At 50.4% G+C, this 7,804-nt stretch carries 6 protein-coding genes; 3 read left to right on the top strand and 3 right to left on the bottom strand.

Going from position 1 to position 7,804, the window contains the following annotated elements; translation table 11 throughout:
- The coding region (locus WKJ04_RS12110) for a hypothetical protein (protein ID WP_337880650.1) at window positions 1-231 on the top strand (231 nt) is incomplete at its 5' end.
- 1 nt (window position 232) lies between these two features.
- Window positions 233-472: a hypothetical protein gene (locus WKJ04_RS12105; RefSeq protein WP_337880649.1), complete on the top strand. Its 240-nt coding sequence runs from the start codon at window positions 233-235 to the stop codon at window positions 470-472.
- Window positions 473-508: 36 nt separating this feature from the next.
- Here WKJ04_RS12105 and WKJ04_RS12100 read toward each other — a convergent pair whose 3' ends face one another.
- The 3 genes from WKJ04_RS12100 to WKJ04_RS12090 form a co-directional block, all read right to left on the bottom strand.
- Window positions 509-1,615, bottom strand: a complete 1,107-nt coding sequence (locus tag WKJ04_RS12100; protein ID WP_337880648.1) for an META domain-containing protein — start codon at window positions 1,613-1,615, stop codon at window positions 509-511.
- Window positions 1,616-1,644: 29 nt separating this feature from the next.
- Window positions 1,645-2,577: an alpha/beta hydrolase gene (locus WKJ04_RS12095; RefSeq protein ID WP_337880647.1), complete on the bottom strand. Its 933-nt coding sequence runs from the start codon at window positions 2,575-2,577 to the stop codon at window positions 1,645-1,647.
- A 118-nt stretch (window positions 2,578-2,695) separates the two neighbouring features.
- Complete coding sequence (locus WKJ04_RS12090; protein WP_337880646.1) at window positions 2,696-5,275, bottom strand: TonB-dependent receptor; 2,580 nt, start codon at window positions 5,273-5,275, stop codon at window positions 2,696-2,698.
- A 287-nt stretch (window positions 5,276-5,562) separates the two neighbouring features.
- On the opposite strand from WKJ04_RS12090, the gene WKJ04_RS12085 reads away from it, so the two are divergent.
- Window positions 5,563-7,776, top strand: a complete 2,214-nt coding sequence (locus WKJ04_RS12085; protein ID WP_337880645.1) for a S9 family peptidase — start codon at window positions 5,563-5,565, stop codon at window positions 7,774-7,776.
- Window positions 7,777-7,804 lie beyond the last annotated feature (28 nt).

Below are 7,804 nucleotides of genomic sequence, written 5' to 3'. Positions count from 1 at the left end.
CCGAAGGGGGGAGGGCAGGACGCCCGGAATAATGTTGTTCACCGCCAGGCTCCCAATTCAATGAAAAAGCCCTTCGCGAAAGCGGGGGGCTTTTTTATTTACTTCGAAATCGGTGCTGGACCATTCGAGCAGGGCAACGTAACCCTGCCAGCCATTTTTTTCGTTTCGCATTTCATAAATCTGTCGCAACCAGCTATAAAAGATCTCGGCTTTCTACAAGGAGGGTGTTGAAATGACTTATATCATCAATGTACTGATTGCATTAAGCCGCTTGCTGAATGCAATTCTTGGTGGTAATCCGAGCCTGACACTGAGCAGTCGCGCAGGGCTGCATTTTAGAAAAGGCGAATGGGTAGTACGGCGTGAAGTGATTAATGCGCTGTTTTTTCCTCAGCCGGATCACTGTGAAATTGCCATCCGGCTGGATGACGATCGAAACCAACAAGCACAACAGCAAATAAAAAGCCCCTGACCTCAGGGGCTTTTTTAGCATTGAACAACCAAAGAATCAGTTCAGTGCCGGGCTCATTTCCACGACAACTTCATTGTTCTGGAACAACTGTAACTTATCCCCATTTAATTCAATACGATCGGCGCCCTGCAGATGCTGAGTGAACTTGGATTCGTAATAGTTACTTTCAGCGCAGTATTTACGGGTGCTGACCAAAGGATCAATCTTCAGCAGGTTGGAACTCTGGCTGTAACTGCCGTTAAAGAAATTGCAGCCAGAGAAACCATACAAACGTGCATTGTCGTTAAACATCATTCGTAAATTGTACTGCTGAGGCACCTGGATGTATTTAATCCGGTTGACCCGCCAGACAATGCCCTGAACTTTTGACATGTTGTACTGATCCGGACAGCTTGCACCCGGCCAGAACTGTTCAAACTGTTCAACAAACACCAGTTTGTCTTCTTTTGGACTTTGACGGGCCACCATAGTGGCGATGACTGCTTTGCCATTCAGGTTTTTGTCCTGCTGGTAACTGCGCAGCATAGGGATATGATGCTGGGTCATGGCGATACTGAATGTCTCACCATTGGTACAGGAGGTAAAACTGGCCTGGTTGTCTTTGACCTGGTACAAGCCCAACATTTTCATACTGGTGTCCAGTTTGACAAAATTCTGGCTGCGGATCAGTTCAAAATTATCTTTCGACACCACAGGTTTACCAGCTTCATCCAGTAACACCATTTTGTTATTGCTGACAAATTGAAAGGACGGCAATTTAAGGGTCTGAGACATCAAATGAATAGTACGCTCTTCGAGTAACCAGTTGCCTTTTACCAGGTTGACCTCCGGGCTGTCGATATATTCCTGACGGGCCTCAAACTTGCCATCCTGATACAGGTTGATCTGGTACTTAACGCCAGGGCAGTTACGGCAGGACAACGTGCCGCTGAAACTCATATCCCGGTCGATAAAGATATGGCCAAAGTCAGTCGCAACGGACTGAGTGGCCTGATCATTCAGCACTTCGTTTTCGACCAGATCGGGTTCAGGTTCTGGTGTTGGCTCGTTGACTTGCGTCACTGGGGCTGGCGCCTGGTCGGGTAACTGGCTGCAGGCAGCTAAACTGCTGAGCAACACAGAAAGCAATAACTGTTTTTTCATAAGGATCCGGTTCCATAAAACTGGCGCCATTATAAATCAACTTCTGTGACATGGAATGGGGCTGTTACGGATAAATCAGCCAGACGATCCGAAGGGGTTAAAAAAGTCTGTATAAGTGCAGCACTGGTGTTGGGATCTTCCTGCATAAAACAATGCCCGCCTTTGACCTGGATTAATTGGACGGCAGGATTAAATAGTGCCCATTTGCGGGCTGATTTGGTCACAAAGGAATAAGTCGCATCGCCATACAGCAACAAGCTTGGGCTGCAGGGCTTTTTCAGCGCGGCCCATAATCCTTTAGGGTACGAAGCGAATATGTCCGCTTCGCGGCTTGGTGGGCACTTCAGGCTGAATTGAGCTTGGCCCTGCTGCAACGCATGGTCAATGTAGGCGGCCAACGCGTCGTCATGCCAGCCTTTGAACATTCCTCTCTGATGCAGGTAATTCCAGGCGTGCTGACGGTCAGGCCAGCTTGCACGTCTTTTACGCGCCTTTTTGGCCATAGGGTTATGGCGGTATAAGCCTACCCAGTCCAGCAGTCGCATACTTCCGAGCATCAGGGGCGTAAACAGCACCGGGTCCAACAACACTGCTTTTTGAAAAGGGCTGTCTGATCTGCTGTTGATCAGCGCCGTGAGTACAGCCCCAAAGCTGTGGCCAACCGCATAGCAGGGCACTTTGCCAAATTGATGCCGGTGCGCCAGAAACGCATCCAGCGCCAGCTCGGCACTTTCATTCCACCCCACAAAGTGGCCGCCGTGATCAGAGTCTCCGTGGCCCTGAGCGTCCGATAAAAACAGATCAAACTGCGGGTACAACAGTTCCAGTAAAGGTTGATACATGCGGGAACAAAAGCCATTGCCATGCAATACATGTAACAACGGCAGCCCACGTGGCTGGGTTGTGTAGCCTCTGAGGCTAAATCCATACTGGGTCTGGTATTGCCAAGGGATCAGTTGCATATGGCTCTCCTGTGTCAGCACAAACTTTGCCATGCGCAGGGGCTACTGTAAATCGCTGCAGGGACAGAGGAGCAGGCATAAAAGAAACCCCGCCGAAGCGGGGTTGATTACTGTGCTATCAGAACTTGTAAGTGAAGCGGGCGTAGTAGAAACCGCCGTTAATACCCATCACTGCTGTGGTTGGGTATTTGGAACCTGCAACACCGTCCCACTTATGCTCATCCGGGTAGACGTCAAAAATATTCTGCGCCCCCACTGCAATGTCATAACTGTCATTGACATGGTAAGTCAGCTCCAGATCGGTGGTGATTTCTGAGCCTACTTCAATAGGTAAACCACCATCAGACTCGAGTAATACGCCACTGTCTAAGTGGTCTTCATAGAAAGCGCCGAAGTGGTTAAAGCGGATAAAACCTTCCCAGTCACCATAATTCTGCGCCACCGTAAAGCTACCACGGACCCGGGGCAGGCCCCGTTCCAGTTGTTCTACTTTAGAATCGCTAATGTAGGCTGAATGGCTGTCTACCGTGGTATCAGTCCAGTTGTAGGCTAAAGAGAAGGTGGTGCGGCTGCCCCATAAATCCATCGAGTAGTTGGAGACTAAATCGACGCCTTGCGTGGTGGTGTCGAAGTCATTGGTAAAGTACTTCACCCCGGTAAAGCTGGAGGCATCTTTTACGCCCAGTGCCAATAACGCTTCGATATCTTCTGGGGTTAAATCCAGCGACGAGGTCTGGCTGATCCGGTCTTCCACTTTGATATGGAAATAATCCAGCGTGACATACCAGTCATCCACTTCCAGCACAGTACCAACAGAGAAGTTTTTCGACTCTTCCGGCGTCAGAGGTTTACCCCCTTTTTGCACGGAGATCGGATGGGTGGGTGGCAGGGTGGCGGTGTCAACCAGACCTAAACCAGCGGCAAAGGAGGTGGTGACATTACGCACACTGCTCTGGCCAATGGTTGGCGCGCGGAAGCCGGTGCTGGCCGCTGCACGTAACGCCATTTCATCGCTCAGTTGGTAACGGGCCGTGACTTTGCCGTTGGTGGTGTTACCAAAATCCTCAAAATCTTCATAACGCAGGGCAAAATCCATCCGGAACGCATCGCTGAACTCGGCACCCAACTCGGTGTAAGCGGCATAGCTGTAACGGTTAAAAGAACCGGCATCTTCTGGCTTAAAGCCAGGGAAACCGTTCGAGCCAATACCAAAGCCCTGTGAAGCTAAAGGACCCACTTCAAAAGAGGCCGGGTCGCCTGCATAAATCTCAAAGGTCTCGTCGCGGTATTCGACACCACCGGCCACATTCAGCGGGTAAGGCAGTGCATCCACTTCAATTGGCTTGTTAAAGTCCAGGTTAGCGGCTTTTTCCAGCTGCACATATTTGCCTGGGCTGAAACTGCGTGGCGTATCGGCCCCTAAAGACGGGTTGATGGTGTTTTTGATATAAAATTCCACTTCGCTGCGGCCGACCGACATACTGGCATCAAAGAACCAGCCTGAGTCTGTTTCACCTTTTACACCTGAAGCAATAGCGGTGTCTGTGACTACACCGCCGAATTTAGGGGTAAAGCCACCTGGCAACATGCTGTAGAAGGTAAAGCAGTGATCAGGCAGTGCATTGACGTCGGCCATAATGGCGGCGTGGCTGCGGATACTGTTACCTGTTTTGGCGGAAATAGTCGGGCAGGCGCCCATCGACTCGTCCAGATTGCCAATTAATAAGGTGTCTCCGCCATCATTGGAATACACACCGCCGCGGGTGGTCGGGTGACGGAAATAGAAGCCCCCTTCGACATCACGTTCAGCCCAGTTGGTAAATAAATAAAACTCGCGGTTTTTCGCAACTTCAGCGCCCATGTTCAAAAACACTTTGGCGTCACGTTTAAATTCCGGCGATCCCCAGATCTGAGCCGGGTCGGCGATCAGGTTATTGCCTGCAGCAATAGAGTCTGCTGCATCCCAGCGTTGTACGGAGCGGCTGGTTGGGTCCGATTGTTTGTATTCTGCGCTTAAGTTGGCAAAGCCCTTGTCAGTAAAAGGCAGGCCTATATTGCCGGAAATCTGCCGTAAATCGCCGTCTCCTTCATAATGTTGCCCTGTTTTCACTTCCAAAGAGCCACCTTCGTCAGCATCTTTTAAGCGAAAGTTAATCACACCGGCAATGGCGTCTGAACCATACTGAGCGGCGGCACCGTCACGTAATACTTCGATTTGTTTCAGCGCAATGGAGGGGATCACCGAAATATCGGGGCCTTGTGAACCATCGGAAATACCGCTGCCCAAGAAAGTGATCACAGCCGCGCGGTGACGCCTTTTGCCGTTGACCAGCACCAAGGTGCTGTCTGGTGGTAAACCCCGCAGGTTGGCAGGGCGAATTAAGGTCGACGCATCATTGATTGGCTGCGCATTGACGTTAAATGAAGGGACATTAGCGCTCATCAGGCTGACCATGTCACTGGTGCCGTTTTTGGCGAACTCTTCGCCACCTATCACATCGACCGGGACTGCAGAGTCGCCGACTGAACGTGGTGCGCCACGCGAACCTACCACGACGATTTTTTCGACGGACTTGTCGTCGGCTGCAGGCGCTTGGGCGACCTCCTGAGCCAGAGTCCCGGTACTGAGTAACAAACTGCCGCATAAGGCAGTTTTTATCGCCACTGCGATAGGGTTGTAGTTGTTTTTGTTCATCATGATTGCCTTCTCATCTGGATTTTGTAGTTGTCTCAGTTCTTTTTCGCTGAGCTCATCAATGACCATATGGGAAAAATATTTTTTTGTCTATCGTGATTTCTTGTTGTTTTGTCTGTTGATTTGGTTCATTTGTCTCTTTTTTTGTTGCTTCGGTTTGGTGAGAGGGGTACAGCAATGGTGCAGGACGATGGCAATTCACCGTAGAATACAGCGGGCAAGAGCGCTGAGTTTGCGCCGTTTTGGTGCGCTTCTTTATCAGAATAACAACACTAACGAGAGGAACCTCTGTGAAAAAAATAACCCTGGCTGCGTCCGGAACCATGCTGTTGATGGCGGGCTCTGCTGCTGCCATACAACCGCTGACACTTGAGCGCTTATTTGCTGAACCTGCTTTAAGCGGGACCGCACCCCGCGCTTTGGCATTTTCGCCTGACGGCAGCAGGGTGACTTACCTCAAAGGTAAAAGCTCGGATGCCAATCGTCTGGATCTGTGGCAGTACCAGCCTAAAGAAGGCAAACACAGTCTGCTGGTCGATTCAGATACCTTATTCTCCGGCCCTGAAACCCTGTCTGATGAAGAAAAAGCCCGGCGTGAACGTCTGCGTTTATTTGCGTCAGGTATTGTCAGTTATCACTGGTCGAAAGACGGCAAGGCGCTGCTGTTTCCGCTCAATGGGGATTTGTACTACTACGATTTGAGCAGTGCCAGAGCCCGTAAGCTGACCGACACTGAAGCCTTTGAAACCGATGCACAAATATCGCCTAAAGGCCGTTATGTGTCTTTTGTCCGCGAACAAAACCTTTTTGTGCTGGACCTGCAAAACAACAAAGAAACCCAGTTGACCACTGATGGCGGTGGTGTGATCAAAAACGGCATGGCGGAATTTGTGGCTCAGGAAGAAATGGGCCGCATGACAGGGTACTGGTGGGCACCGGATGACAGCAAAATTGCCTTTAGCCGGGTGGATGAGAGCCCGGTCGCTGAAGCGGTGCGCAATGAAATTTATGCCGACGAAATTAAGCTGTACAGCCAGCGTTACCCCTTTACCGGTACGCCAAATGTTAAAATTCAGCTGGGGGTAACCGCCATTAAGCGGCCTCAGATCCAATGGCTGGATTTAGGCAAAGAACAGGACATCTACCTGACCCGGGTGAACTGGACTCAGTCAGCTGACGAGCTGACCTATCAGTGGCAAAGCCGTGATCAGCAGACGTTGGAGTTGCGTTCAGTGCAGCTGCCAGCCAAGCAAACCAAGGTGCTCCTGACGGAACGCAGCACCACCTGGCTGAATTTGCATGATGATTTGTTTTTCCTCAAAGATGGCAAACATTTTGTCTGGGCATCGGAGCGGGATGGGTATAAACACCTGTACCTGTATAAAAACGACGGCAGTCTGGTGCGTCAGCTGACGCAGGGCGACTGGATCGTCAATAAAATTGAAGCCATTAATGAAGACAAAGGCCTGGTGTTTTTTTCCGGCCGTAAAGACACACCGCTGGAAAGTCATTTGTATGCAGTGCCTTTGCAAGGAGGTGCTATTGAGCGTCTGACGGCTCCGGGCTATTCCCATGCCGTGGTGATGGCCAAAACAGGTGAGAGTTTTATCGACAGTTTCTCCAGTGTCATTCAGCCAACCAAAGTGGAACTGCGAACCACTTCAGGCCAGGTGCTGACTGTACTGGAAGCGAACGAAGTGGCGGGGAACCACCCTCTGGCTGCTTATAAAGATGGATTGGTCCAACCTCGTTTTGGTACCTTAACAGCCAAAGACGGACAGGTACTGCATTACCGCTTGTTTGAACCTAAAACTTTGCAAGCCGGCAAAAAGTACCCTGTGGTGGTAGGGGTGTATGGTGGCCCCGGTGCGCAGCGTGTCACCAACAGCTGGAGCCAGAAAGATCTGTATTTCCAGTACCTGGTGCAACAGGGGTATATGGTGTTCCAACTGGACAACAGAGGTTCGGAAAACCGCGGTAAAGCCTTTGAAGCTCCAATCTACAAAAAGCTGGCTGTGGTGGAAATTGAAGACCAGATCACCGGCGTGGAGTACCTGCACAGCCTGCCTTATGTGGATGCGGACAACATTGGCATTTATGGCCACAGCTATGGTGGTTATATGAGTATTATGGCGATGTTCAAAGCTGGGAATTACTTTAAGGCCGGTGTGGCCGGGGCGCCAGTGACAGACTGGTCTTTGTACGACACACACTACACTGAGCGCTATCTGGGCAATCCAAACAGCAACAAAGCCGGTTATGACGCCAGTTCTGTGTTTCCGTATGTCAAGGATTATCAGGGCAACCTGCTGATTTACCATGGCATGGCCGATGACAATGTGCTCTTTACGCACAGCACCAAGTTGTATTCAGAGCTGCAAAAACAAGGCAAACTGTTTGACAGCATGGATTACCCTGGCAGCAAACATTCGATGTTTGGTCAGGAGGTGCAGACCCATCTGCATAAAACCATTACGGCTTATTTTGAACGCCAGCTGAAATAACTCAGCTTAGAGAAGGGCGGTTGTGCTC

This window comes from Rheinheimera sp., from assembly GCF_037442345.1.
Taxonomy (GTDB): Bacteria; Pseudomonadota; Gammaproteobacteria; order Enterobacterales; family Alteromonadaceae; genus Pararheinheimera.
The sequence above is the reverse complement of the archived record's forward strand: the minus strand, read 5'-3'. Positions and strand labels throughout refer to the sequence as shown.